Origin of the sequence: Paraburkholderia nodosa (assembly GCF_001718195.1) — a bacterium.
GTDB classification, from domain to species: domain Bacteria; phylum Pseudomonadota; class Gammaproteobacteria; order Burkholderiales; family Burkholderiaceae; genus Paraburkholderia; species Paraburkholderia nodosa_A.
Genome location: NZ_MCNV01000018.1, coordinates 49,708 through 75,138, shown reverse-complemented (window position 1 = coordinate 75,138; position 25,431 = coordinate 49,708). Strand labels below are relative to the sequence as shown.

Sequence of the window (25,431 nt, the reverse complement as noted above, 5' to 3'; positions counted from 1 at the left end):
CGCGGCGGCCCTCGCAAGGCACCGGAAGCCGCTGGGTGCATTCAGGGCCGCCGCATGCCCTGCCTCACGCCTCGCACCCCGCGAGGCTCAGCGCCACCAGCGCAGCGGGCGCCGCAGTGTGTGCCGTTCGAGCCGCACCGCCGGCATGCTGTCGAGGAACGCGAAGGCCCCTGCCTCTTCCGGGCCCATGCGCCGCTCGCGTTCCTCGTCGGCCTCGACCGTGCGTGAGGTATCGATGAAGAGCGCCGCGACGATGCCCAGCGCCAGCAATCCCGCCGAGATCATGAACGGCACGTTGTAGCTGCCGGTGTGCTGGATCAGGTAGCCGAACACGACCGGCGACACCATCCCCGCAATGCCGAAGCCCGTGTTCATCATGCCGCCCGCCGTACCCGCGTACTTGCCGGCGATATCGAGCGGCAGCGTCCACAGCACCGGATTCGTGATCTCCAGGAAGAAGAACGAAGCGGAGAGGTAGAGCACCGCGACTATCGGGTTCGCGACAGACACCATCGGCAGCAGGAAAATGAGCGAGCCGCCCATGCCCGTCACGAGCACCGAGCAGCGCGCGAAGCGCAGCCGGCCCGTCCACTTGTAGATCCGGTCGGAGACCACGCCGCCGAGCGTATCGCCCACCACGCCCGCGAGCAGCGGCAGCGCCGTGAACAGCGCGAGCTGCTTGAGGTCGAAGCCGCGCGACTCCTTCAGATACGACGGCAGCCACGTGAGATAGACCCACAACAGCCAGCCATAGCAGAAGTCGACGAACGTGACGAGCCACATGCGCCGCACGAGCTTGCGCCACGGTGTCGCCGCGCGCTTCGCGCGGTCGCAGTCGCCCTTGCAATAGCCGATCTCGGCGGTCTCTTCGGGTGTGACGCGCCGGTTCTGTTCGGGCGAATTCGTGAACACGAACAGATAGAGCACCGTCCACATGAGGCTCGCGATGCCGAGCAGGATGAACGCGTCGCGCCAGCCCCCTGCCACGACCACCGCGAGCACGAGCGGCGGCGTGACCGCGCCGCCCAGGCGCGCGAAGCTGTGTGTGATGCCCTGCGCGAAGCCGCGTTCGCCCACCGGCATCCAGTACGTGAAAGCGCGCGTGGCCGCGGGGAACGCCCCGCCCTCGCCCACGCCGAGCGCGAAGCGCAGCCCCACCAGCATCGCGACGCTGCCGGCAAAGCCCGTGGCGAGCGTCGCCGCGCCCCAGATCAACGAAAGCACGGTGAGCACGAGCTTCGGACCGAACTTGTCCGAAAGCCAGCCGCCGATGATTTGCATGACGGCATAGGGATAGGCGAATGCGGAAAATACCAGGCCGAGCTGTACCGCGCTCAGGCCCATTTCGTGGCGGATCAGCGGGCCCGCGACCGCGATGTTCACGCGGTCGATGTACGAAATAAAGTACATCAGGCACATGACTGCGAGAATGATATGGCGCGTCTTGACGCGCTGGGCGTGCTGCTTCATGTCGTCGTCTCCTGAGTCTCTCTTTTGTGTCGCCAGGTCGGATGCGTCTAGTCGTGTCTCAGCCCGAGGGCGTCACGAGCTTCAGCCGCTGGACCTTCCCCGAGGGGCCGCGCGGCAGTTCGTTCACGAAGCGGAATTCTTTTGGGGTTTTGTAGCGGCCCAGTTCGCGCAGGCAGTGCTCGCGCAGAGCGTCCGCGTCGGGCGCGCCCTGCCAGTGCGCCTCGCGCGCCACCACGAACGCGACGATCTCCTGTCCATAGGCGGGGTCGGGCACGCCGACGGCCGCCGCGTCGAGCACGCCCGGATGGCGCAGCAGCGCCTCGTCGATCTCGCGCGGCGCGATGTTCTCGCCGCCCTTGATGATCAGTTCCTTCGAGCGGCCATTGATATAGAAGTAGCCTTCGTCGTCGCGATAGCCCAGGTCGCCGGTGCGCAGCCAGCCGTCGGCGGTGAACGCCTTCGCCGTGTCCTCGCCGCGCTTGTAGTAGCCGCGCATGACCTGGGCGCCGCGCAGCACGATTTCGCCGCACTCGTTCGGTCCGCATTCACGGCCGTCACGGTCGATCACGCGTGCTTCGCCGCCCGATGGCAGCCCGATGCTGCCAATGCGGCGCCGCGATGCATCGTACGGATTGCTAAAGACAGGCGCGGCGGTCTCGGTCATCCCCATCGTTTCGATAACACCGATGCCGAAGCGCGCCTCGAACGCGCGATGATGGTCGGCGGGCAGCGCAGCCGACGCGCTGCGGCAGAACTTGAGCGCCGAGAGGTCGAGTCCGCTCGGTTCGTCGCCGTTGAGGAGATAGGCGACGATGGTCGGCACCACGTTGATCCACGTGCAGCCGTAGCTGGCGGCGTCGCGCCAGAACGTGCGCCCGGAGAAACGCGGCGTCAGCACGACCGAGCCCGCGTGCCAGAGCGGCGCAAGCAAGGTCACGACGAGCCCGTTGATGTGATAGAGCGGCAGCGATGCCAGCACGCGGTCGTCGTCGGCGAGCCGGTGCTCGAGGCTGATGTTGCGCGCGTTCGCATGGAGGCTTGCGTGGCTGAGCAGCACGCCCTTGGGCGCGCCGGTCGTGCCCGAGGTGTACATCAGCAGGGCGATGTCGGCCGCATCGGGCCCGGACCGGGCTTCTTCCACGGGCGCGGATTCCAGGGCCGGGAGGCCCGCGAGGCTCGCCGCCGCCGGCACAGCGCTCGCCTCATGGGCGGCCACAGTTTCGAGTGCGGGCAGCACCGGCAACGCAACGGCATCCGGCTGCGTGCGCACGAGCGCGATGTGGCGCGACATGCCCTGCTCGCGCAGCGCGGCGAGCGCCGCTTCGAGCGCGCCGCTGGTCTGCGCGCTCGCGAAGATCATCCGCGTATCCGAGTGCTCGACGATATAGGCGAGCTGGGACGCCTGGCAAAGCAGGTTGAGCGGATGCGCGATCAGTCCGCTGTACATCGCGCCGAGCAGCAGCGTGGCAGTCTGGATGCTGTTGCCCATCAGGACCGAAACGACATCGCCCGGCTTGAGGCCGGCGTCGCGAAAGCGGCTCTCGAGCGTGCGGCAACGCTCGAGCAGCGCGCCAAAGGTCAACGTCGCGCCTGCCGTGGCGCTCTCGGCGACTGCGCCGGCGTCTTCGCTGGCGCCTTCGTCGGGCGCGGCCAGCAGGAAGGGCTTGTCCGGATACTGTGCGGCGCGGGTTTCGATCAGCGCGCGGATCGTGGCGGGCGCGCTCATGGGCCGAACCTCCGGAAATAGTCGCCGAGCAAGGTGTCGAGCTCGGGAACGCGCTCCGTGATGGGGTACGCCACGCGCGTGACATTCAGGTACTGGCGAAAGCCGAGATTGTCCGAGAAGTTGTTGCGCCCCCAGGTCCCACAGCCCATCGAGAGCGAGAACGGCAGGCCGTTGTCGAAGTTGCCGCCCGTCGCGAAGCAATGCGCCTGGTTGACGATCACGCGCGCCACCGGCAGCGTCGAACCGAGCGTCACCGCTTCATCCGGGTCGTCGGTGTGCAGGCCGACCGAGTGACCCGCTCCCATATACGCGTAGAGGCTGCGCACGATATCCGCCGCAGCGTCGAAATCGCGCGCGCGATAGACCGTGAGCACCGGCGCGAGCTTTTCGCCCGAAAACGGGTGCGCCGCGCCGAAGCCGCTCTCCTCGACCATCAGGAACGCGCCTGTGTGCGCCGCGACCTCTGCCACCTCGTCGAGGCCGGCGGCGCGCGCGATCTGCGCCGCGGATTTAGCGGTGCAACGCGACGAGAGCTTGCCGTCGGTCCACATCGCCGCCTGCAATTGCGCCTTTTGCTGCGCGTCGAGCAGCACGCCGCCACAGGCGGCGAGTTCGTGCAGCATCGCGTCGTAGACCGCCTCGTCGATCACGACGCTGTTCTCCGACGAGCAGCTCGTCGCGTTGTCGAAGGTCTTCGACGCGGCGATCTTGTGCGCCGCATCGCGCAGGTTCGCCGTACGCGTCACGATCGACGCCACGTTGCCGGCCCCTACGCCAAAGGCCGGCGTGCCGCTGGCGTAGGCCATGCGCACATTGGCCTGAGAGCCCGTCGCGACGACGAGGTCGGCCTCGCGCATCAGGGCCGCGGTGGCGGCCTTGTCCACGGGCGCGGGCAGCATCTGCACGAGCGCCGGGTCCAGCCCCGCCTTGGCGAACTGGGCGTGGATGAAGCCGATGAGCGCCTCGCACGCGCCATAGCCCTTCGGCGAAGGCGCGACGATCACCGCATTGCCGCATTTGAGCGCGTTGACGATCTTGTTGGCGGGCGTCGCGGCCGGATTGGTGGAGGGCGTGATCGCCGCGACTACCCCCACCGCGCGCGCGATTTCGACGATGCCTGTGGCCTCGTCACGCGCAATCACGCCGCAGGTCTTTTTCCCATGCAGGTCGCGCAGCAGCCCGAGCGTCTTGCGGTAGTTCTTGCGGAACTTGTCGTCGGCGTTCCCGAGTCCCGTGTCGCGCACCGCCAGCTCGGCTAGCTCTCGGTTTCGGCCGGGCTCCATGATCGCCCAGGCGGCGGCTGCTGCAGCGGTGTCCAGGGTTGCCTGCCCGGCGAACTCGAACGCTTGCTGCGCGGCACGCGCGCGCGCCACGAGCGCGGCGATCTGCGGCGCGGGCGCTTCGGGTTTGCCCGCACCGGCGGCGTTGGCGACGGTCTCTCTCACATTCATCGGCGCGCTCCGATCAAATAATTGGCTGTACTGCCAATCTATTCATCGGCGCATGAATGCGAGTCCCGATTCCCGCGCAATCGCAGACACACGACTATCAAGGCGCGGAATATGCGATTTTCGGGACTTTCACCAGTCCCGAAAATCGCATTGGAAGATGCACAATGACGGGAAGCTAGCGTCGACCGCACAAGGCAAGCGACGCAGGAGACAAGCGTGTCCACCTCGAACCAATCGAATGCGGCGGCAGTGCGCGCGTTTCGCGTGCTGGAAACGCTAGCCCAGGCGGGCCGTCCTTTGGCGATGACGGATCTGGTCGATGCGCTCGGCTTGCCCAAGCAGACGGTGCACCGCATCCTGGCCCAGCTCACCGACGCATGGCTCGTCACACGCGGCGCCAACGACAAGCTCTACGAATGTTCGGCGCGCGTGAGAATGATGGCGGTGAACGTGCTGATGCACGCGGGGCCGGCGGCGGCGCGGCACTTGCTGCTCGAGCAGCTGGTCGAAAAGATTGGCGAGACCTGCAATCTCACCATGCTCGCCGGCAACGACGTGGTCTATGTCGACCGCGTGGAGACCGAATGGCCGCTGCGCATGCATCTGCAGCCGGGCTCGCACGTGCCGCTGCACTGTTCGGCGAGCGGCAAGCTGCTACTGAGCTTTTTGCCCAAGGAGCGGCGCGACCGCATGATCGATACGCTGCCGCTGCGCGCCCACTCGGAGCAAACGATCACCGACCGCGAAGCGTTGCGCAAAGAACTAGCGGTGACGCGCCGCCGCCAGCTCGCGATCAACAATCAGGAGCATTTACAGGGCTTGATCGCGATTGCGGTGCCCGTGATGCTGGACCGCAACCGTGCGTGCGCGGCAATCGCCGTCCAGGCGCCGGTTGGGCGCGTCGCGCTCGACGACCTGCTCGCCTTCGTGCCCGACCTGAGGCATGCCGCAACGGAAACCGCGAAAACGTTCCGCGAGTACAGGGACGTGGAGCGTGCGAATTATGAACGCTGATAGTAGAGATTCTGCGGATGCCGCGCTTCAGCAAAGAAAAACCAGCGCTCCGCCACCAGGCCCGCGTACTGAATCACAGTCGCCAGGCAAAACACCGCGAACGAGAGTCCAACGGATCGAATGCCGCCGCCGATCGCCACGAGGCAGAAAGGAGCGAGGAACGCCGCGATCAGGAACGTCCACTTGATGCGTTTGAGCGCGCCTGGCGTCTTGCCGTGAAAGAACTCGCGCAGATTGAAAGCGCCCGCCGTAAATCCCCGCGACTTCTGCTCGACATGTGCCGCGCGAATGCCGGTCGCACTTTGCACAGTCGATTTCGGACGCAGACGCGCATTGCGGACCAGCGAGGCCGTGCGCGACGCGCAGCCCGCCAGCGTCAACACGCACGCGCAGACGGCGAGCGGCACCGCCATGGCCGGTGCGAATCTCGCGGCGCACGCGGTTGCGAGCGTGAAGCCGGACGCGCAGCCGAGCAAGACGAAATTGACCAGCGTGAGCGGCGTCGCCCATTCCTGGAGAAAGCGCAGGCAGGCGTAGATCATCGCGGTGCACACGAACAGCAGCAGGCTCGCGACGACAGCCACGCCCCCTATTGCCAGGGAAAACGGGGCCCCTAGCAGGTGCGCGAGACCATAGGCAAACGTGCAGGCCAGAAACGCGGGAAGGCAAAGACATTCGCGCGAAAGCCACGACGTGCGCCACATCGCAATGGCCCGCCATGCCCGCTCGGGATGGCCGAGATGGAAGAACGACGCCACGAGCCCCAATGCGGCCAGCGCGCACGAAAGCGCCGCACCGACGACATAGAACATCGCCGGAACCGCTGCCACGTCGCCGAAGCCGAGCCGTTGCGCCAGCTCCACGCCGACGAGCGCGATCAGCAAGCCCTGGCCCGCACCGCTCAGCGTGGTGAGAAACACCACGGAAAATGCCGGATTCATACCGTTCTCCACTCTACGATTCGGGGTGCGCCATGCGGGCGCGCTGACGTGCTCATACGCGCGTGGCGATCGACGCGAGATTGAGCGCGCCGTGTTCGACCTGCGTTTCCAGCGTTTCGGTCTCCCCCGCGCCCGCTGTCTTGCACGAACACGAGCCGCTGCCGCAGGACGTCACCGGTTGACGCGGCAGATAGTGATTCGACGGCCGGGTTCCCCACTCGGGCATCAGCTGATAGCCGCCCCGTTCGCGGATCGCCTTCGACACGACCGACTCCGGATCGTGAATGTCGCCAAATAGGCGCGCCGAGGTCGGGCACGCCAGCACGCACGCGGGCTTGCGGTCGCGCTCTGGCAGCGCTTCGTTGTAGATGCGGTCGGAGCACAGCGTGCACTTGGTCATTTCCTTGCGCGCTTCGTCGATTTCGCGCGCGCCGTAGGGGCAGGCCCACGCGCAGTACTTGCAGCCGATGCAGCGGTCGTAGTCGACCAGCACGAGGCCGTCTTCCTTGCGCTTGTAGCTTGCCCCGGTCGGACAGACCGGCACGCACGGCGGGTCCTCGCAGTGCAGGCAGGACTTGGGAAAATGAACGGTGTCGGCAAGCGGAAACTCGCCCGCTTCGAACGTCTGCACCCGGTTGAAGAACGTGCCCGACGGATCGGCGTCATACGGGCGAAAGTCGGCGAGACTGCCCGCCTCGCCCGACGTGTTCCATTCCTTGCAGCTCGTCACGCACGCGTGGCAACCCACGCAGACGTTCAGATCGATCACGAGCGCCATCTGTGTCATCGCATGCTCTCCGTTTCACTTGCGTTGCGCGGCTTTCGCAAGCCGCGCGGCAAACTCGCCGCGCCCGGCGAAATACGCCTGCGCGACGCGATGGACGAGGCCTCCCGCGCCGCTGGTGCCGACGGCGCCCGGCAGCGCGGGCATGGGGGCGAACTGCGGCAGCGTGTGGTCGGCGTGCGCCTCCGCCGGATAGATGCGCACGCGCACGTCGTACCATGCGGCCTGCCCCGTGATCGGATCGGAGTTCGACGTGCGCGTGTGATCGGCGCGTTTGACGGGAATCTCGTCGGCGATCAGGTGGTTCAGCAGGAAGCCGCGCTGCGATTCGTTCGCGTCGGGTCCGAGATTCCACGCGCCCGCCGACTTGCCGATGGCGTTCCACGTCCAGACCGTGCCGGGCTCGACCGCCTCGCTGTAGCGCGCGAGGCAGCGCACCTTGCCCCATTGCGATTCGACGTAGATCCAGCCGCCGTCCTCGATGCCCTGCGCCGCCGCCGTGCGCGGATTCATGTACAGATAGTTCTCGCCATGAATCTGCCGCAGCCAGGCGTTCTGCGAGTCCCACGAGTGGTACATCGCCATGGGACGCTGCGTGACGGCCGCGAGCGGATACTGCGCGTGATCGGTCGCGTCGTGCTCGAGCGGCGGATGCCAGAACGGCAGCGGGTCGAAGTACTGCTCGATACGCGCGCGCAAATGCTCGGGCGGTTGCCGGCCCTTCCTCTTGCCCTGCGCGGCGAGCCGGAACTTCTGCATCACGTCCGAGTAAAGCGCGATGACGATCGGCTCGTTGAACTTGCGAAAGCCCTTTTCGACAGCGAAGTCCAGATAAGGCCCGTTGCAGTTGCGCATGTACTGCAGCGACTCGGGCAGCGTGTAGTGGTAGACGCAGTTGTGCTTCGCATACTCATCCCACTGCCGCGGGTTCGGTTCGCCAACCAGCGCCTTCTCGCCGTCCTTGCCGCGCCAGCCGATCAGGAAGCCCACGCCGGAGCCCGGCGCCGTCTGGTGATTGATGATGAAGTCCGGATAGTCGCGGTATTTGCGCGTGCCTTCGGGCGTCGTGAAAGCCGGCAGCTTCAGGCGGCTCGCCAGCTCGACGAGCACTTCCTGGAACGGCTTGCATTCGCCCGTCGGCGGGACGACCGGCACGCGCACGGAGTCCACCGGACCATCGAATTCGGAAATGGGCCGGTCGAGCATCGACATCGCGTCGTGGCGTTCGAGGTAGGTCGTGTCGGGCAGGATCAGATCGGCGAAGGCCGTCATCTCCGACTGGAACGCATCGCACACCACGATGAACGGAATCTTGTACTCGCCGTTCTCGTGCTTGTCCGCGAGCATCTTGCGGACTTCCATCGTGTTCATCGACGAATTCCACGCCATGTTGGCCATGAAGATCAACAGCGTATCGATGGGATACGGATCGCCGCGCCACGCGTTCGTAATGACGCTATGCATCAAGCCATGCACGGCGAGCGGATACTCCCACGAAAACGCCTTGTCGATGCGCACGGGCTCGCCCTTGGCGTCGATAAACAGATCTTCCGGCGCGGCGGGCCAGCCCAGCGGACCATTCGCGAGCGGCGTGTTCGGCTTCACGTCGTCGGGGCTGTTGGGCGGCTTCGCCGAAGGCGGCACGGCGCGCGGGTAAGGCGACTTATGCCGGAAACCGCCCGGCCGGTCGATGGTGCCGAGCAGCGACATCAGCACGGCGAGGCCGCGTATCGACTGAAAGCCGTTCGAGTGAGCGGCGAGCCCGCGCATGGCGTGAAAGGCAATGGGCGCACCCGTCACGGTTTCGTGCGTTTCGCCCCAGGCGTCGGTCCACTGAATCGGCAACGTGATCTTTTGATCGCGCGCGACATCGGCCATTTCCTGAGCCAGCCGGCGGATCGTGGCGGCGGGAATGCCGGTGATCTGCGCCGCCCACTCGGGCGTGCAGTCGGCAACCTGCTCGCGCAGCAACCCGAACGATGGCGCGACCGGCGTGCCGTCTGCGAGCGTATAGCGCCCTTCCAGCGCGGGACGCACGCCCGGCGCATGATGCGGCACTTCGCGCTGACTCGCGGCGTCCCACCAGAGGTGATTCTGCGGAAACAGCGGATTGCGCACTTCGACCGCCGGGTCCTGCACGAACAGGCCGTACGTATCGCTGTCGGCGCGCATATCGAGCAGTTCACCGGCATTCGTATAGCGCTCGACGAACTCGCGGTCATACGCATTCTGTTCGATCAGCTCACGCATGAGCGCCATGAACAGCGCACCATCCGTGCCGGGACGGATCGGCACCCACTCATCGGCGATTGCCGCGTAGCCCGTGCGGATCGGATTGATGGCGATGAAGCGGCCGCCCGCGCGCTTGAACTTCGAAATCGCAATCTTCAGCGGATTCGAGTGATGGTCCTCCGCCGTGCCGATCATGAAGAACAGTCTCGCGCGGTCGAGGTCCGGCCCACCGAACTCCCAGAACGAGCCGCCCATCGTATAGATCATGCCGGCCGCCATGTTCGCCGAGCAGAAGCCGCCGTGCGCCGCATAGTTTGGGGTGCCGAACTGTTTGGCGAACAAGCCTGTGAGGGCCTGCATCTGGTCGCGGCCCGTGAAGAGCGCGAATTGCCTCGGGTCGGTCGCGCGCAAATGCGCGAGGCGCTTTTCCAGCATGTCGAACGCCGCTTCCCACGAGATGGGCTCGAACTGGGCGGTGCCGCGCAAGGCGTCCGGTTTGCGCAGCAGCGGCTGCGTGAGGCGCGCCGGCGAATACTGCTTCATGATGCCCGACGAGCCTTTGGCGCAGATTACGCCCTGATTAAGCGGATGCTCGGGATTGCCGTCGATATATCGAACCTCGCCGTCGCGAAGATGCACGCGTATGCCACAGCGGCACGCGCACATGTAGCACGTCGTGGTCTTGACCTCGAGCTTTTCGTTCTGCGTGCGGGGCTGATGTTCCATCGCTCCTCCAGATGCGCTTGCGGTGCGGCCGCACAAACACTGTGCGGACAATGAATATCGTATAAATGAGCGGCAAATAGAAAAACTCGCAATTTGCGATCTCATTCATCAGCCCGCCCGATAGTTGCGGGCGATGCGCGGGGATTGGCGTCTGGATTCGATGACTGGACAGCGCTGCGGTCAGCGAGGCCGCTCGGCGGCAGAGCGCGTTACGCGCGCACGAGCGTGGTTTGCTTGATTTCATGACCGAACAGGAGATCGACGATTTCCCGTGTCGGCACGCTGGTAATCAGTGTCGAGACCTTCTGCGGACGAAACCATCGGCACCTTAGAATCTCGTTATTCGGCACAGGTCTCGCGTCGTCGTGCAGCACGGAGAAAAAGACGTGGTGCCGCTTGTTGAGTCCGCCAAACTGGAACAGGTATCCCAGCTCGCAGCCCTCGAGCGTCGTCTCTTCATTGAGTTCACGTACGGCAGCGTCCGCCGGCGACTCCGCGCGCCGGATCGTGCCGCCGGGCAGCGACCATCGCGATCGCCCCCGTTCAACGAGGAGAATCCGTCCTTGCTGCCAGCACACGACAGTTGCTCGTTCTTTCATGCTTCGCGTTTCATGATAGAGGCCATCTGTTTCGTATGAGTCGATCGTTGTTCCGCCTCGGGTAGCAAGCATCGAGCCCGAAGTCAGGTCGATACGGGGTCGGTACTAAACAGTGCATCGAGGAGGTTCGACGCCGGACGGTCGGCGAGCCGCGCCAGCGACTCGATCATGCGCACCCGGCAGTCGGCAAGCGCAATCGCGCGGACGCCCGGCGAGCCACCGAACTCGGTGCGCGCGATGACACCCACGCCAACGCCCTGCGCGATGGCGGTTTGCAATGCTTCGCGACCTTCCACGTACAGCACGGGACGCACTTGCAGGCCCTTGCGCACCAGCTCCGCTTCGAGCAGTTGCTGCGTGACGGATTGCGTCTCGCGGAAGATCATCGGTTCGCGCACGAGCGCCTCGTAGCTGAGCGCTGCCTGTGTGGCGAGCGCGCTGCTGGCAGGAACGACGGCGGCAAGCGGCGCCTCGCACAGCACCCGCGTTTCCAGGCCGGCATGCACGACCCGCGCGGCAGAGATCGCGGCATCGACAACACCGGCCAGCACGCGCTGCATGCACTCGGTCGCGTTGGCCACCGAGAGTTTCACCACGATCCCCGGATGGCGCATCCGGAACGCGCCGATCAGCCTCATCGCCAGGTCCGGTGCATCGGCAACGAGGGAAAGCTCGCCCGACTCGAGCTCGCCCGCGGCTTCGAGCAGGCGGCGGGCGTCGCGCTCGCAGGCCACCATCTGGCGCGTCACCGCGTAGAGGCGCCGGCCGAGGTCCGTCGGTTCGACACCCCGCGCGGTGCGCTCGAAAAGTCGTACGCCATAGTCCTGTTCGAGGCGCCGCACGTGATCGGAAATCGCCGGCTGTGTCAGCGCAAGCGCACGGGCGGCCTTCGAAAAGCCGCCCTGCTCCGCCACCGCATGAAATGCCCGCAATTGCGCGTAATGCATGTTGCCACCCTGGGAGGACGATGCCGTTGACCCGCTCGCGTGCAGCCCTTCAGTTGCCCGCAATGACTCAGTCAACTCTTCGTGCGCAACGAGCACGGGTCGTATGGCGCTTGCAGATGCAGCGTCGCCGGAATCGGCTCTCCCGCCACGTCGATCATATAGCGCCCCTGGGCGAGCCACGCGGCATCGACAGGCCCGTCCAGGCGCGAGAGATAGCCCATGGCAACCGGACAACCGAGCGTGTGGCCGAAGGCGGCCGACGTTACCGAGCCGACCGGCTTGCCGTCGCGCAGAATGCCCTCGCCGCCCCATAGCATGCGATCGCTTGCGCCGTCGGCGCTGAAGACGGCGAGCCGACGCTGCAAGGGCTGGTCGCGCAGCCGCAGAAGTGCGTCGCGACCGCGAAAGGCGATGTCCTTGTCGAGCTTGCATGCAAATGCGAGCCCGGCTTCGAAGGGATTGTGCTCGGGCGAGAGTTCGCGGCCCCACGCGCGGTAGCCCTTCTCGAGGCGCAACGACTCGATCGCGTAGTAGCCCGCATTCACAAGGCCGTACGCTTCGCCCGCCGCATGAAGCGTCTCGTAGACGCCTACGGCGAATTCGACGGGAACGTATAGCTCCCAGCCCAGTTCGCCGACGTAGGACACGCGCGTTGCGCGCACGGTCGCGTAACCGATATCGACCTCGCGGCTTTGACCAAACGGGAACGCCGCGGGGCTCCAGTCTGCTTTCGAAACACTTTGCAGCAGTGCCCGCGAGTGCGGCCCCATCACGGCAAGCACCGCGTACTGGCTGGTGACGTCGACGAGCACGCAGTGCCGCTCGTGCCCAATCGCCTTCTCGATGTAGTCGAAGTCACGCGTCGCCTGCGCGGAGCCTGTGACGACGAGATACTGGTCTTCCGCCAGGCGCGTGAGCGTGACGTCCGACTCGTAAGCGCCGCGATCGTTCAGGATACCGGAATAGATCGTGGTGCCGACCGGCACGGCTACGTCATTGGCGACGATGCCCTGCAGGACAGCTTCCGCGTCACGCCCCTTGACGAGCAGCTTGGCAAACGACGTCATGTCGAACAGCGCGACGCGTTCGCGGCAGGCGCGGTGCTCCGCGCCGCTCCACGGCAACCAGTTCTGCTGGCCGAACGCGTACTCGATGCGCGCCTCGACGGGCTTTGGCGCGAAGAAGTTCGCGCGCTCCCAGCCCATCTTGCTGCCAAAGCAGGCGCCATCGGCGGCGAGCAGCGCATGGAGCGGCGAGCGACGGAATGGCCGCGCCGTGTCGAGTTCCCGATTTGGCCAGGGCATCGCATAGTGCAGGCCTAGTGTTTCCTTGACGCGGTCGTGCAGCCAGGTGTCGTTGCCGTTGAAGCGCGCAAAGCGGCGTATGTCCACGGGCCAGAGATCCATGGTCGGCTCGCCGGCCACGATCCACTCGGCGAGCGCCATGCCGGCGCCGCCCGCCGAGGCGATGCCCATCGAGTTGAAACCCGCGCCCACGAAGAAGCCGCGCAACTCGGGCGCCTCACCGAGAATGAAATTGTTGTCCGGCGTGAACGATTCCGGCCCGTTGTAGAACTGGCGAACCTGCGCGGTTTCAAGCGCCGGCACGCGCTGCAATGCATTTTCCATCAGCACTTCGAACTGATCCCAGTCGTCGGGCAGCAGCTGAAACTCGAAGTTCTCCGGAATCCCGTTCATACCCCACGGCTTCGCATTGGGCTCGAAGCCGCCCATTACGAGGCCGCCCACTTCCTCCTTGAAGTAGATGAAGCCGTCGGGGTCGCGCATGACGGGCAAATCGGGACGCACGCCCGCGATGCGCTCGGTCACGATGTAATAGTGCTCCGCCGAATGCAGGGGCACCGTGACGCCGGCCAGCCGGCCGATCGCCTTCGCCCACTGCCCCGCGCAGTTCACGACGAGATCTGCCTGCAACGTGCCTTCGTCGCCGTCCTTGTTGCGCCACGTGACTCCGGTGACGACTCGCCCCGCGCGCGTGGCGGCCGTGTGCACGGCGGTGATTCGCGTGTTCTCGACCACGCGGGCGCCACGCATGCGCGCGCCGCGCGCGAGCGATTGCGTCAGGTCAGTCGGATTCGCCTTGCCGTCACCCGGGAGCCAGACTGCGCCAAGCAGGTCGTCGGCGCGCATCACTGGCCACAACTCGCCCGCCTCCCGCGGCCCGATGACGTCGCAGGTCACGCCATAGGCGCGCGCCGACGCGGCCGTGCGTTTCAGTTGGGTCATCCGCTCCGGCGTGCGCGCCACCGAGAGCGACCCGCATTGCTTCCAGCCGGTGGCCAGCCCCGTTTCGGCCTCGAGTTCGGCATAAAGGGCCGTGGAATAGCGAATGAGCTTCGTCATGCTGTGCTGCGCGCGCAACTGGCCGACCAGACCCGCCGCGTGCCACGTCGTACCGCACGAGAGCACGCCCTGTTCGAGCAGCACGATGTCGCTCCAACCGAGTTTCGCGAGATGGTAAGCCACGGAGCAGCCGACGATACCGCCGCCGATGATCACGACGCGCGCATGCGCAGGGACAGGGGTAGGCATAGGGTGGGCCTCGATGCGGAGTGAAATGCGTTGCGAGGACAGCTACCAGGCCAAATAATGCAACAAGATGCCACACAAAACAACTCAATTTGCCACAAGACGGGCGCGCTTGATGGGGGATATTTGCCTGGTCTGGGCGGCGTGGCATCGCGCACCCGCCAAAATACAACGACGATTCACCCCCTCTTCGAGAGGAACGAATCGCTCGGCAATTTGTGGTATTTTGTGGCTTATCCTCGTGCGTCCAGTTCACGGGCACCGCCGCGCTTTCCTTTCCTGAAAGGCAACACCATGCCAGATGACCGCGCCGCCCCACCCCTTGCTCCACCCATGCCGCTGAACCGCCGTCTCGCCGTCGGACGCACCGACTACATTCTGCAAAGCCTCGATGCGAGCGGCTCAGTGAGTGTCGCCGACATGAGCATGACGCTCGGCGTCTCGCGCGAAACGATCCGTCGTGACCTCAAGGCGCTCGCGGAACAGGGCCGCCTGAGTCTCGTCCACGGCGGCGCGGCGAAGCGCGCGGTCGACGAACCGTCGCTTGCCACGCGCGAAGCGGCGAACGCAGCGGGCAAGGCAGCCATCGGCGCCGCGGCGGCGCAGCTCGTCGCCGACGGCATGGTCGTGCTGCTCGATTCGGGCTCCACCACGCTGGGCCTCGCCGCTGCGCTCACGAACCACAGCGACCTCACCGTCATCACCAACAGCCTGCCGATCGGCCTGCTCCTGTGCCGCGCGCCCGGCGTGAAAGTGATCGTGCTCGGTGGCGACATCGAGCCGAACGACGAAGCGGCATTCGGCATCGAGACGATGACCGCGCTCGCCCACTATCGCGTCGACCTTGTTTTTCTCGGCGTGAGCGGCATCTCACCGGAGGGCGAATTCACCGATTACTCGCGGCTCGCCGCCGAGCAGCGGCATCTGATGATGAACGCCGGCAAGGCGGTCTACGTGCTCGCCGACCACACCAAGTTCGAGCACGGCACGCCCGTGCGGATCACGCCCGTGCCGCACATCGCAGGCGTCGTCGTCGATGCGCCGCCGCCCCCGCGTATCGCTCGTGCGTTCGAACTGCAGCAGTGGCGAGTGATCGTCGCGCGCGGCGAGCGCTGAGCCGCACACACGGGCGCTTGCCCATCCCTCTCCACATCGTTCCTCTGCGCGCACGTAGTGCCGGGTCGCGCTGCCGCTTGCCGCGCCGCATCTGACGCAATCGCTGGCAACGCATCCGCGTATCCCCTGGTGTTGTGGCAAATAGTGGCGTATTGACTGTTTTTGTTGCGCGGCCTAAAGTGACTTCAACACGCAGTCAGACAGTCAGAACAGACCTTCACGGAGACACCCCATGACGGCATCTTCCACGGCTTCCTCCCCTGCAGCTTCAGAAACCGGCGATCCGCTGCTCCTTACGCCCGGTCCACTCACCACCTCGCGCACCGTCAAAGCGGCAATGGTTCACGACTGGGGCTCGCGCGATGCGAACTTCATCGCAATCAACCGCTCAGTGCTCACGCGACTCGTCAGGATAGCGAACGGTTCGGACGACTGGGCGACGGTGCCCATGCAAGGTTCGGGCACCTTCGCCGTCGAGGCCATGCTCACGACCTTCGTGCCCGCCGACGGCGAGGTCCTCGTGCTGATCAACGGCGCCTATGGCAAGCGGGCGAAGCGCATTCTCGATATCGCCGGGCGCAGGACCGTGGTGCACGAAACGGCCGAGGACACGCCGCCGGACCTCGCCGCGGTCGAAGCGCTGCTGGCGAGCAACCCGTCCATCACGCACGTGTTCACCGTTCACTGCGAGACGACCTCGGGCATCCTCAACCCCATCGCGCAGATCGGCGCCCTGGCGGCCAGATACGGCAAGGGCTATCTCGTCGATTCGATGAGTGCCTTCGGCGCGCTGCCCATCGACGTGCAGGCCATGCACATCGACGCGGTCGCCGCATCGTCCAACAAGTGCATCGAAGGCGTCCCGGGACTCGGCTTCGTGATCTGCCGCGTCGAAGCGCTCAAGCGCACACAGGGCAACGCCACCACGCTCGTGCTCGACCTGCACGACCAGTGGCTCAACATGGAGAAGACGAGCCAGTATCGCTTCACGCCGCCCACGCACGTGATCGTTGCCTTCCACCAGGCGCTCGATGAGTTCGATGCCGAAGGCGGCGTAGCCGGTCGCGGGGGACGCTATCGCAACAACTGCCGGATCCTGCTCGACGGCATGCGCGCGCTCGGCTTCAGGCCGCTGCTCGCGGACGCGCTGCAGGCGCCGATCATCGTCACGTTCCATATGCCCGAGGACCCACTCTTCGTCTTTGCGCAGTTCTACGAAAGTTTGAAGGCGCGCGGCTTCGTGATCTATCCGGGCAAGCTGACCGTGGCCGACTCGTTCCGCATCGGCTGTATTGGCCGGATCGGCGAAAAGGAAATGCGCGCCGCACTCGCCGCGATCGGCGAAGTCCTCGAGGAAATGGGCATGGTCGGTCAGATCGAAAAAACAGCCTGAATGGAGATGCAATGAGCACGCTGAATGACACCGCAGTGGCCGTGAACGGTCGCGAATACCGCTTTCCCGCCGCGCCCGTCGTGGTGATCTGCCTCGACGGTTCCGAGCCGGCGTATATCGAGGAGGCCATCAAGGCAGGCCGCGCGCCGCATCTGGCCAAGCTGCTGCGCACCGGCACGAGCCGCATTGCGCAGTGCGTGATTCCGAGCTTCACCAACCCGAACAATCTCTCGATCCTCACGGGCCGCCCGCCTAAAGTGCATGGTATTGCGGGCAACTACTTCTACGACCGTGCGAGCGGCGAAGAAGTGATGATGAACGACGCGCGTTTCCTGCGCGCACCCACGATCTTCGCGGCGTTCCACGACGCCGGCGCGAAGGTGGCGGTCGTCACCGCGAAGGACAAACTGCGCACGCTGCTCGGCAAGGGGCTCGACTTCGCGAGCGGCCGCGCCATCGCGTTCTCGGCCGAAAAAGCCGATCAGGCGACACGCGAGCAGAACGGTCTCGGCGATGTGCTCGCGTTCGTCGGCAAGCCGCTGCCCGACGTCTACTCCGCCGATCTCTCCGAGTTCGTGTTCGCCGCCGGCGTGAAGCTTCTCGATACGTTTCGCCCCGACCTGATGTATCTCTCGACGACCGACTACGTGCAGCACAAGGCAGCACCTGGAGCGCCGAAAGCCAACGACTTCTACGCAATGTTCGACCGCTACGTGGGCGAACTCGACGCCGCAGGCTGCGTACTAGCGATCACGGCGGACCACGGCATGAACGACAAGCACCGCGCGAATGGCGAGCCCGACGTGCTCTACCTCCAGGATCTGTTCGACGAGTGGACCGGGAAGGGTCGCGCGCGCGTGATCCTGCCGATCACCGATCCCTACGTCGCGCACCACGGCGCGCTCGGCTCGTTCGCCACCGTCTACCTGCCCGAGGGCACCGACACGGCAGGCGCGGCCACGCTGCTCGACAAGCTGCGCAACACCGAGGGCGTAGAACTCGCCCTGACGAGCGATGCCGCATGCGAGCGCTTCGAGCTGCCGCCCGACCGGATCGGCGACATCGTCGTGGTCGGCACGCGCGCCAAGGTGTTCGGCACGAGCGCCGCGCGCCACGACTTTTCCGGCCTGACCGAGCCGTTGCGCTCGCATGGCGGGATCTCTGAGCAGGACGTGCCGCTCATTGTCAACCGCAAGACCGACTGGCCGCAGGGCCGCGCGCTGCGCAATTTCGACATCTTCGATGTCGCGCTGAACCACGTCGCACAAGCCGCCGCCGCTTGACACACGTATCAACACGAAGGCCCCCGCACGCCGCCGCTCGCATCCGCGAGGGGGGCGCGCCCAACCGGATCATAGAACGAGGTATGCGATGAACGTCATGACCAAACCCGCATTCAAGCAGGAGTCCATGCGCATCGCCGGCCGGCAGGTCTCGACCGACGAAGTGATCGAAGTCTTCAATCCCTACACGAACGAAGTGGTCGGCACCGTGCCCGCGGGCCGTCCCGAACACGTGCAGGAAGCGTTCGCCAAAGCGCACGCCGCGCGCCCGCACCTCACGCGCTTCGAGCGTCAGCGCATCCTCCAGACCACCGCCGAAGCGCTGCGCGACCGCAAGGAGGACTTCGCGCGCCTCATCACAGCGGAGTCGGGTCTGTGCTGGAAAGATTCGCTCTACGAAGCAAGCCGCGCCTACGATGTCTGGTCGTTTGCCGCGCAACTCACGATCAAGGACGATGGTGAAGTCTACTCGTGCGACATCAGCCCGAACGGCAAGAACCGCAAGATCTTCACGACGCGTCTACCGCTGCTCGGCGTGATTTCCGCCATCACGCCGTTCAACCATCCGCTGAACATGGTGAGCCACAAGCTCGCGCCGGCCATCGCAACGAACAACCGGGTGGTGCTCAAGCCCACCGAACTCACGCCGCTCACCGCGCTCGCGCTCGCCGACGTGCTCTACGAAGCGGGCCTGCCGCCCGAGATGCTGAGCGTCGTCACCGGCAATCCGCGCACGATGGGTGACAGCATGATCACGGACCCGCACTGCGATCTGGTTACGTTCACCGGTTCGGTACGCGTGGGCAAGTACATCGCGCAGCACGCGGGCTACCGCCGCACCGTGCTGGAACTGGGCGGCAACGACCCGCTCATCGTCATGGAAGATGCCGACCTCGACCGTGCCGCGCTGCTCGCGGTGACGGGCGCGACCAAGAATTCCGGCCAGCGCTGCACGGCGGTCAAGCGCATTCTCGTGGTGGAAAGCGTGGCGGATGCCTTCGTCGAGCGAGTGCTCGTGCACGCGAAGAAGCTCAAGTGCGGCGAGCCGATGGACCCCAGTGTCGACGTGGGGACGGTCATCAACGAAGCGGCCGCGCAACTGTTCGAGCGCCGCGTGGCCGACGCCGAAGCGCACGGCGCACGCGTGCTCTACGGCGCCCCACGCCAGGGCGCGCTCTACGCCCCCACCGTCGTCGATCACGTGCCTTACGACTGCGAACTCGTGCGCGAGGAGACCTTCGGCCCGGTCATCCCGATCATTCGGGTTCCCAACCAGATCGAAGACGTCATCCGCATCTCGAACTCGACCGCCTACGGCCTCTCCTCGGGCGTCTGCACGAACCGCCTCGACTACACCACGAAGTTCGTCAACGAGCTGGAGGTCGGCACCGTGAACGTCTGGGAAGTGCCGGGTTATCGCACCGAAATGTCGCCGTTCGGCGGCATCAAGGACTCCGGCAACGGCTACAAGGAAGGCATGGTCGAGGCGATGAAGAGCTACACCAACGTCAGGACCTGGTCCATGCCCTGGGAGTGACTGCAGCATCCGGCAGGATTGCGATGCAAGCCGCCAGCGCGCGGCCCTACGAGGTTTTTTTCAGCATCCGAACTCAAGGAAGGTTGAATATGAAAACTCAACTGATCGCCGCGGTGACCTGTGCCTTCGCCTTCGCAGCGGGCTCCGTGCATGCACAATCCGGCGTCGTGACCCTCTACAGCGCGGACGGTCTTCACGACGGCACGCCCAGCTGGTTCGGCAACCAGTTCGAAGCCTTCACGAAGGCAACGGGCATCAAGGTGCAATATATCGAGGCCGGGTCGAGCGGCGTGGTGGATCGTCTCGGCAAGGAGAAGTCGAATATTCAGGCCGACGTGCTCGTGACGTTGCCGCCGTTCATGCAGAAGGCCGCGGCCGACGGCCTGCTGCAACCCTACTCTCCGGCTGGCGCCGACAAGATCGCCGCGCGCGACAAGGATGCCAGGGGGCTGTACGTCGCCATGGTCGACAACTACCCCACGTTCATCTACAACTCCGCAGTGCTCAAGAGTGCGCCCAAGGCCTATACGGACCTGCTCGCTCCGCAGTTCAAGCAGAAGGTGCAGTACTCGACGCCGGGCCAGGCCGGTGACGGTACCGCGCTGATGTTGCAGACCTTCCACGCGTTCGACGGCAAGGACGGCGGCTTCGCGTATCTGCGCAAGCTCCAGGTGAACAACCTCGGGCCGTCGGCGTCCACGGGCAAGCTCACGGCGCTCGTGAACAAGGGCGAACTCTACGTCGCCAATGGCGATCTGCAGATGAACCTCTCGCAGATGCGCGACAACCCGAACATTTCGGTCTTCTTCCCCGCCGGCCCGAGCGGGCGCCGCGCCACGTTCTCGCTGCCCTACTACATCGGTCTCGTCGCCGGCGCGCCGCATACGGACAACGGCAAGAAGCTGATCGACTTCCTGCTGAGCGCCGAGGCCCAGCAGGACGTGAGCAAGTCCGCCTATGGCATGCCCGTGCGCACCGACGTGCATCCCACCGACGCCAACTTCAAGACGCTCAGCGCGATGCTGCAGGGCGTCGAAATCTGGGAGCCCGACTGGAACCAGGTCATGCACGACCTGAAGTCCGACGTGGCAACTTACAACCAGGCGATCTCGAGCAACTAATGGCCAATACCTTCACCATGGAACGCGGGCCTGCGCCGCAGGCCCCCGCGGTGCCGACGGCGGTCGCGCACGGCGCCAGCGGAATCGGCTTCGAGAATGTCTCGGTGACGTACGGCGGCCAGACTATTCTCGACTCGCTCACGCTCACCGTGAAGCCCGGCGAGATCGTCGCGCTCATCGGCCCCTCGGGCTCCGGCAAGACGACCGCGCTGCGGGCCGTCGCGGGCTTCGTGCAGCCGAGCGCGGGACGCATCGTGATCGGCGCGCGCGACGTCACGCGTTTGCCACCGTATGCACGCAACATCGGCATGGTCGTGCAGAACTACGCGCTGTTTCCGCACATGCGCGTGGAAGACAACGTCGCCTTTGGCCTGCGTGCACGCGGCACCGACGCGGACGCGATCCGCACGCGGGTGCCCGAGTGCCTCGGCCTCGTCGGCATGTCGAAGTATGCGAAGCGCTATCCGCGCGAACTCTCCGGCGGCCAGCAGCAGCGCGTGGCAATCGCGCGTGCGCTCGCGATCCAGCCCCAGGTGCTGCTGCTCGACGAGCCACTCTCCGCGCTCGACGCGCAGATCCGGCGATCGATGCTCGACGAGCTGGCGAAGCTGCATCGCAGCCTGCCCTCGCTGACCGTGCTTTATGTGACGCACGATCAGACCGAGGCGCTCACACTCGCGAACCACATCGGCATCATGCGCGACGGCAAGCTGGTCGCTCACGGCGAGACCCAGGGGCTCTACCGGCATCCGCCGAACCGTTTTGCGGCGGAATTCCTCGGGCGTGCGAACGTGTTGCCGGCACAGCAGCTGGTGCCCACGACCGACGGCTACGCGCGGGTGCGCTGCGGGGATTTTTCGATCGTCGGGCGCAATCATCACGGCCTGCCCGCCGCCAGCGCGTGTTACGTATGCGTGCGGCCGCACGATCTGCACTTCAGGCCGCGCACGGAAGCGTCCAATCGCGTGACGGGCGTCGTGCAGAGCGTGCAATGGCTTGGTGAACTGCACAGCGTCGTGCTCGATGTCGGCGGCGAAGCGCTACGTCTTACGCGTGCGCCGCTCGAAAGCCCGCCGGAGCCCGGCACGGCGATGTCCGTTCACTTCGACGCCGCGGACGTCACGCTCGTACCGGAGGTCGAAGGCCATGGCTGATCTCGTCATTGCGCCGCCCGCGCCGGCCGGCCGCTCCCCGGCCAGCTGGCGCGGCCTCTGGATCGCGCCGCCGCTCGTGGTGCTGGCGGCAATCTTCTTCTACCCGTTCGGCCTCATCGCGCTGCAGGCCCTGGGCGGCGGGGCCGACTCCAGCACTCACACGCTCACGCTCGCGAACTTCGCCGCCGTGCTGCATTCGCGACAGTTCCTGAGCGGGCTTTATCACACGATCGCCATCGCGGTCAGCGCGTCGGTGGGCTGCCTCGTGCTGGGCTTCGTGTTCTCGCTCGTGATCGCATTCGTGCCGTTTCCCGGCGCGCGCTTCGTCGGTCGGCTGATCGATACGTTCATCGCACTGCCAACCTTTCTCGTCGCGCTCGCCTTCACGTTCGTGTACGGCTCGGCAGGGCTGTTGAACCAGTCGTTGATGACGTTCTTCCACCTTAACCTGCCGCCCGTCGACTTCCTGTACACGCAGTGGGGCGTCGTGCTCTCCGAGGTGACGGTCTATACGCCGTTCATCATGCGCCCGCTGCTTGCCTGCTTCTCGCAGATCGACAACGCCCAGATCGAAGTGGCGAGCAGTCTCGGCGCGAAGCCGCTGCGCATCATCCGGCAGATCATCCTGCCCGCCGCGTTGCCCGCGCTGCTCGCGGGCGGCAGCCTCTGCCTGCTGCTGACCGTCAACGAGTTCGGCATCGTGCTGTTCATCGGCGCGAAAGACGTGATCACCCTGCCGCTGCTCATCTACGGCAAGGCGATTCAGGAGTTCGACTACACCACGGCCTGCGTGATTGCCGTCATCAACATCGCGCTGTCGCTCGGGCTCTACGCCTGCTACCGGACAGTCGTGTCACTTTGCGGAGGTCGCCGTGCTGCTTTGGGCTAAATGGGCAAAGGTGTCGACCTGGAGTGCGACGGCGCTGCTATTCGCCGCGATCTATGGATTGCCGGTCGCGATGATCGCGCTCGCCAGCGTGAGCGGACAGTGGAACGGCATTCTGCCGAGCCACCTGACGCTCGCGCACTACGCGCGGGTGTTCCACACGGATTCGGCCGACCAGTTGCGCGTGAGCGTGCTCACCGGGGCGCTCGCCAGTGCGGCGGCACTCGTGAGCGGCACATGGGCGGCACTCGCGTTGCGCGGCATGAAGGGCATGCCGAGACGCGTGCTCGACGTCGTCTTCTTCGTGCCGAGCGCGGTGCCGTCGGTTTCCATCGGGCTTGGATTGCTCGTCGCGTTCAGCCAGCCGCCCGTCCTGCTCAACGGCACGGCGTCGATTGTGCTTCTCGCCCATTTCCTGCTGATTTCGGCGTTCACGTACGGCAATGTGTCGGCGGGGCTCTCGCGGCTCGCGCCGGAGTACGGCGAGGTCGCCGAAAGCCTCGGCGCGCGGCCGTTCTACCAGCTGACCCGCGTGACACTGCCGCTCATCGCGCCGTATCTGCTCGCGTCGTTCAGCCTGAGCTTCGCGTTGTCGATGGGCGAACTGGGCGCGACGCTGATGATCTATCCACCTGGCTGGGTCACGCTGCCCGTGGGCATCTTCGCGCTGTCCGACCGTGGTGCGATCTTCGATGCGTCGACCCTCACGATGGTGCTGGGAGGCGGCACGCTCCTCGTGCTGCTCGCGCTCTCGCGCGTCTCGACCAAAGCGGCGGTGCGCTGATGATACTCGAGGAGGCGATCGAGGCAGGCGTGCAGGCGGTGTAGCCGAAAACAACACAAAGGAGGCGCCGGATGATCCTGATCGTGCTTCATCTCGCGGGCGGTGTCGCCCTGCTCACGTGGGGCCTGCACATGGTCGAGTCCGGGCTCATGCGCGCGTTCGGCGCCTCGCTGCGGCGCTTCATGGCGCGCAGCCTCGGCAACCGCTTCAACGCATTCTGTGCAGGGCTCGCGATCACCGGCGCGCTGCAGAGCAGTACGGCAACTGGCATGATCGCGTCGTCCTTCGCGGCGCGCGGCCTGATGGGAGCGGTGACGGGACTCGCCGTGATGCTCGGCGCGAACGTGGGCTCGACGCTCATCGTGCAGGCGTTCTCGCTCGACCTCAGCTGGATTTCGCCCGCGTGCCTGCTCATCGGCATGGCTTTGTTCGAAAGGGGCAAGGGCTCGCGCAACCGCGATATCGGCCGGGCATCGATCGGGCTCGGACTCATGCTGCTCGCGCTCACGCTGCTCGTCTCGACGGTGCAGCCCGCGGAAACCGCGCCCGCGCTGCGTACGGTACTCGGCGCGCTGTCCGGCGAGCCCGTGCTCAACGCCGCGCTGGCGTGCGTGCTCACGTGGGCCGCGCATTCGAGCATTCCGGTCGTGTTGTTCGTGATGTCGCTCGCGAAGCTGCATACCGTGCCTCTGGACATCGCGATCGCCATGGTGCTCGGCGCGAACGTCGGGAGCGCGCTCAATCCGTACTTCGAGGCGGCGAAGGGGCACGATCTCAGCCGCCGCAGGCTGCCCGCCGGCAACCTGCTGCTGCGCGGCGGCGTGTGCGTGCTGCTGCTCGCCGTGTGCTCGCCGCTCGCGCGCCTGCTCGACACGCTGCCCGGCGACGCCAGCCGCACGATCGCCGATTTTCACACTGGCCTGAACGTCGCCATCGCAGTCGTGTTCATCGGACTGCTCGATCCGGTAGCGCGTCTGCTGGAGCGCATCATGCCCTCGCCCGCTGCGGGCGACGATGCGTGCTCGCCGCGCTACCTCGATGAAAGCGCCTTGCAGTCTCCGCCGCTGGCGCTGGCGTGCGCGGCGCGCGAAGTGATCAGAATGAGCGAGATCGTCGAGGCGATGCTGCGCGAGAGCGTGCCGGTGCTGCTTGCCAATGACCGCCGCGCAGTGAGCGATGTCGCGAGCCGTGACGACACCGTGGACGTGCTCCACGACGCGATCAAGCGCTACGTCACCGAACTGACCCGCGAGCCGCTCAGCGAAGAGGACCGGCGCTGGGCATCGGACATCATGACCGCCGTGATCAATCTCGAGCATATCGGCGACATCATCGACAAGAATCTGCTCGAGATCGCACAGAAGAAGATCAAGATGCAGCTGAGCTTTTCGGCGGAAGGCACCGAAGAGCTGCGCATGCTGCATGACTCGGTGATCGACAGCTTTCGCCGCGCCCAGGCCCTGCTCGTGTCGGGGCGCACACAAACCGCCGCGCAGCTCATCGCCGACAAGCAGGCCCTGAGGCAACTCGAACGATCGGCGCGCGAACGCCACCTCGAACGGTTGCGCGACGGCCAGCCGGACAGCCTGGCCTCGAGTTCGCTGCATCTCGACGTGCTGCGCGATCTCGTGCGCATCCAGTCACATATTTGCGCGCTCGCTTATCCCTTGCTGGAACGCGACAAAGCGGATGAAGCGGCGGCGCAGGTTTGAGGGGGC

At 65.8% G+C, this 25,431-nt stretch carries 19 protein-coding genes; 10 read left to right on the top strand and 9 right to left on the bottom strand.

Going from position 1 to position 25,431, the window contains the following annotated elements:
• Positions 1 to 87: 87 nt before the first annotated feature.
• The 3 genes from BFD71_RS26265 to sauS are packed head-to-tail and all read right to left on the bottom strand — an operon-like array spanning position 88 to position 4,647.
• The gene (locus BFD71_RS26265; protein WP_069267242.1) at positions 88 to 1,470 is read right to left on the bottom strand and encodes an MFS transporter; all 1,383 of its coding nucleotides are present in this window, start codon (positions 1,468 to 1,470) and stop codon (positions 88 to 90) included.
• 58 nt (positions 1,471 to 1,528) lie between these two features.
• Positions 1,529 to 3,196 carry an AMP-binding protein gene (locus BFD71_RS26260; RefSeq protein WP_069267241.1) on the bottom strand — a complete coding sequence of 556 codons (1,668 nt, stop codon included), beginning with the start codon at positions 3,194 to 3,196 and terminating at the stop codon, positions 1,529 to 1,531.
• Positions 3,193 to 4,647: an acylating sulfoacetaldehyde dehydrogenase gene (sauS, locus tag BFD71_RS26255; protein ID WP_069267240.1), complete on the bottom strand. Its 1,455-nt coding sequence runs from the start codon at positions 4,645 to 4,647 to the stop codon at positions 3,193 to 3,195. The genes BFD71_RS26260 and sauS overlap by 4 nt, the downstream gene beginning before the upstream one ends.
• 216 nt (positions 4,648 to 4,863) lie before the next feature.
• Between sauS and BFD71_RS26250 the strand changes: the two genes are divergently transcribed.
• Positions 4,864 to 5,661, top strand: a complete 798-nt coding sequence (locus tag BFD71_RS26250) for an IclR family transcriptional regulator (protein WP_069267239.1) — start codon at positions 4,864 to 4,866, stop codon at positions 5,659 to 5,661.
• Here the strand turns inward: BFD71_RS26250 and BFD71_RS26245 are convergent.
• The 6 genes from BFD71_RS26245 to BFD71_RS26220 form a co-directional block, all read right to left on the bottom strand.
• Entirely contained in the window at positions 5,649 to 6,602 is a 954-nt protein-coding gene (locus BFD71_RS26245) for a dimethyl sulfoxide reductase anchor subunit family protein (protein ID WP_069267238.1), read from the bottom strand. The genes BFD71_RS26250 and BFD71_RS26245 overlap by 13 nt on opposite strands.
• Positions 6,603 to 6,654: 52 nt before the next feature.
• Positions 6,655 to 7,389: a 4Fe-4S dicluster domain-containing protein gene (locus tag BFD71_RS26240; protein WP_069267237.1), complete on the bottom strand. Its 735-nt coding sequence runs from the start codon at positions 7,387 to 7,389 to the stop codon at positions 6,655 to 6,657.
• A gap of 15 nt (positions 7,390 to 7,404) precedes the next feature.
• Complete coding sequence (locus tag BFD71_RS26235; RefSeq protein ID WP_069267236.1) at positions 7,405 to 10,344, bottom strand: molybdopterin oxidoreductase family protein; 2,940 nt, start codon at positions 10,342 to 10,344, stop codon at positions 7,405 to 7,407.
• Between the two features lie 209 nt (positions 10,345 to 10,553).
• Complete coding sequence (locus BFD71_RS26230) at positions 10,554 to 10,943, bottom strand: NUDIX hydrolase (protein ID WP_069267235.1); 390 nt, start codon at positions 10,941 to 10,943, stop codon at positions 10,554 to 10,556.
• 83 nt (positions 10,944 to 11,026) lie between these two features.
• Entirely contained in the window at positions 11,027 to 11,890 is an 864-nt protein-coding gene (locus tag BFD71_RS26225) for a LysR substrate-binding domain-containing protein (RefSeq protein ID WP_069267234.1), read from the bottom strand.
• A 71-nt stretch (positions 11,891 to 11,961) separates the two neighbouring features.
• Positions 11,962 to 14,442, bottom strand: coding sequence for a GcvT family protein (locus BFD71_RS26220; protein ID WP_069267233.1), 2,481 nt, complete (start codon positions 14,440 to 14,442; stop codon positions 11,962 to 11,964).
• Positions 14,443 to 14,733: 291 nt separating this feature from the next.
• Here BFD71_RS26220 and BFD71_RS26215 point away from each other — a divergent pair, with 291 nt between their 5' ends.
• The 9 genes from BFD71_RS26215 to BFD71_RS26175 all read left to right on the top strand — a co-directional run bounded on the left by BFD71_RS26215 (position 14,734) and on the right by BFD71_RS26175 (position 25,425).
• The gene (locus tag BFD71_RS26215; RefSeq protein WP_069267232.1) at positions 14,734 to 15,555 is read left to right on the top strand and encodes a DeoR/GlpR family DNA-binding transcription regulator; all 822 of its coding nucleotides are present in this window, start codon (positions 14,734 to 14,736) and stop codon (positions 15,553 to 15,555) included.
• 232 nt (positions 15,556 to 15,787) lie between these two features.
• The gene (locus BFD71_RS26210; RefSeq protein ID WP_069267231.1) at positions 15,788 to 16,948 is read left to right on the top strand and encodes a 2-aminoethylphosphonate--pyruvate transaminase; all 1,161 of its coding nucleotides are present in this window, start codon (positions 15,788 to 15,790) and stop codon (positions 16,946 to 16,948) included.
• Between the two features lie 11 nt (positions 16,949 to 16,959).
• Positions 16,960 to 18,231, top strand: a complete 1,272-nt coding sequence (gene phnA / locus BFD71_RS26205; protein ID WP_069267230.1) for a phosphonoacetate hydrolase — start codon at positions 16,960 to 16,962, stop codon at positions 18,229 to 18,231.
• 88 nt (positions 18,232 to 18,319) lie between these two features.
• The gene (gene phnY / locus BFD71_RS26200; protein WP_069267229.1) at positions 18,320 to 19,768 is read left to right on the top strand and encodes a phosphonoacetaldehyde dehydrogenase; all 1,449 of its coding nucleotides are present in this window, start codon (positions 18,320 to 18,322) and stop codon (positions 19,766 to 19,768) included.
• Between the two features lie 89 nt (positions 19,769 to 19,857).
• Positions 19,858 to 20,889: a 2-aminoethylphosphonate ABC transporter substrate-binding protein gene (locus tag BFD71_RS26195; RefSeq protein ID WP_069267228.1), complete on the top strand. Its 1,032-nt coding sequence runs from the start codon at positions 19,858 to 19,860 to the stop codon at positions 20,887 to 20,889.
• Positions 20,889 to 22,043 carry an ABC transporter ATP-binding protein gene (locus BFD71_RS26190; RefSeq protein WP_083245481.1) on the top strand — a complete coding sequence of 385 codons (1,155 nt, stop codon included), beginning with the start codon at positions 20,889 to 20,891 and terminating at the stop codon, positions 22,041 to 22,043. The genes BFD71_RS26195 and BFD71_RS26190 overlap by 1 nt, the downstream gene beginning before the upstream one ends.
• A complete protein-coding gene (locus BFD71_RS26185; RefSeq protein ID WP_069267227.1) occupies positions 22,036 to 22,932 on the top strand; it encodes a 2-aminoethylphosphonate ABC transporter permease subunit in 897 nt (298 codons plus the stop codon). The genes BFD71_RS26190 and BFD71_RS26185 overlap by 8 nt, the downstream gene beginning before the upstream one ends.
• The gene (locus BFD71_RS26180; protein ID WP_069267226.1) at positions 22,916 to 23,713 is read left to right on the top strand and encodes an ABC transporter permease subunit; all 798 of its coding nucleotides are present in this window, start codon (positions 22,916 to 22,918) and stop codon (positions 23,711 to 23,713) included. Before BFD71_RS26185 ends, BFD71_RS26180 begins: the two co-directional genes overlap by 17 nt.
• A gap of 71 nt (positions 23,714 to 23,784) precedes the next feature.
• On the top strand, positions 23,785 to 25,425 hold the full coding sequence (locus BFD71_RS26175) for a Na/Pi cotransporter family protein (protein WP_069267225.1): 1,641 nt from the start codon (positions 23,785 to 23,787) through the stop codon (positions 25,423 to 25,425).
• Positions 25,426 to 25,431: the final 6 nt, after the last annotated feature.

Coding starts and splice junctions, on each gene's coding strand:
- BFD71_RS26265 (WP_069267242.1), bottom strand. CDS start 1,470: ATGAAGCAGCACGCCCAGCGCGTCAAGACGCGCCATATCATTCTCGCA.
- BFD71_RS26215 (WP_069267232.1), top strand. CDS start 14,734: ATGCCAGATGACCGCGCCGCCCCACCCCTTGCTCCACCCATGCCGCTG.
- BFD71_RS26175 (WP_069267225.1), top strand. CDS start 23,785: ATGATCCTGATCGTGCTTCATCTCGCGGGCGGTGTCGCCCTGCTCACG.
- sauS (WP_069267240.1), bottom strand. CDS start 4,647: ATGAATGTGAGAGAGACCGTCGCCAACGCCGCCGGTGCGGGCAAACCC.
- BFD71_RS26220 (WP_069267233.1), bottom strand. CDS start 14,442: ATGCCTACCCCTGTCCCTGCGCATGCGCGCGTCGTGATCATCGGCGGC.
- BFD71_RS26240 (WP_069267237.1), bottom strand. CDS start 7,389: ATGACACAGATGGCGCTCGTGATCGATCTGAACGTCTGCGTGGGTTGC.
- BFD71_RS26185 (WP_069267227.1), top strand. CDS start 22,036: ATGGCTGATCTCGTCATTGCGCCGCCCGCGCCGGCCGGCCGCTCCCCG.
- BFD71_RS26245 (WP_069267238.1), bottom strand. CDS start 6,602: ATGAATCCGGCATTTTCCGTGGTGTTTCTCACCACGCTGAGCGGTGCG.
- phnA (WP_069267230.1), top strand. CDS start 16,960: ATGAGCACGCTGAATGACACCGCAGTGGCCGTGAACGGTCGCGAATAC.
- BFD71_RS26210 (WP_069267231.1), top strand. CDS start 15,788: ATGACGGCATCTTCCACGGCTTCCTCCCCTGCAGCTTCAGAAACCGGC.
- phnY (WP_069267229.1), top strand. CDS start 18,320: ATGAACGTCATGACCAAACCCGCATTCAAGCAGGAGTCCATGCGCATC.
- BFD71_RS26190 (WP_083245481.1), top strand. CDS start 20,889: ATGGCCAATACCTTCACCATGGAACGCGGGCCTGCGCCGCAGGCCCCC.
- BFD71_RS26195 (WP_069267228.1), top strand. CDS start 19,858: ATGAAAACTCAACTGATCGCCGCGGTGACCTGTGCCTTCGCCTTCGCA.
- BFD71_RS26260 (WP_069267241.1), bottom strand. CDS start 3,196: ATGAGCGCGCCCGCCACGATCCGCGCGCTGATCGAAACCCGCGCCGCA.
- BFD71_RS26225 (WP_069267234.1), bottom strand. CDS start 11,890: ATGCATTACGCGCAATTGCGGGCATTTCATGCGGTGGCGGAGCAGGGC.
- BFD71_RS26235 (WP_069267236.1), bottom strand. CDS start 10,344: ATGGAACATCAGCCCCGCACGCAGAACGAAAAGCTCGAGGTCAAGACC.
- BFD71_RS26230 (WP_069267235.1), bottom strand. CDS start 10,943: ATGAAAGAACGAGCAACTGTCGTGTGCTGGCAGCAAGGACGGATTCTC.